The sequence below is a fragment of the Saccharothrix sp. ST-888 genome, from assembly GCF_000955975.1.
Taxonomy (GTDB): domain Bacteria; phylum Actinomycetota; class Actinomycetes; order Streptomycetales; family Streptomycetaceae; genus Kitasatospora.
The window spans coordinates 1-317 of sequence record NZ_JYJF01000854.1 but is presented as its reverse complement, the minus strand read 5'-3'; the positions used below and the strand labels follow the sequence as shown (position 1 = coordinate 317).

Below are 317 nucleotides of genomic sequence, written 5' to 3'. Positions count from 1 at the left end.
GCGGAACCGTACGCGCCGTCTTCCCCCCTTCGGCTCGGTGGTCTGAGACCGCGCCCGGACCGAGCGAATCTTCGGCATGGTGCGCCGGCTGGAGGCGTACACCCCCCGGAACGAGCGGGTGAACGGGTACTTCGCCATGCCACTGGTGGCGGGCGGCGGCCGGCTAGGCGGGGTCGACCCGGCACGCGTGGGGCGGACGCTGGTGGCACGGGGGGTCTCGCTGGAGGCGCCGAAGCACGTCGAGGCGCTGGCCGGGGCGCTGCGCGAGGCCGCCGAATGGGTGGGCTGCGACACCGTCCGGGTCGAGACCCTGGCCG

The 317-nt window shown here is 75.1% G+C and carries 1 protein-coding gene; it reads left to right on the top strand.

Annotation, left to right across the window (positions count from 1 at the left end; all coding sequences use genetic code 11):
• Positions 1-76: 76 nt before the first annotated feature.
• On the top strand, positions 77-317 hold a 241-nt coding region (locus tag UK12_RS34820; protein ID WP_045307229.1), incomplete at its 3' end, for a hypothetical protein.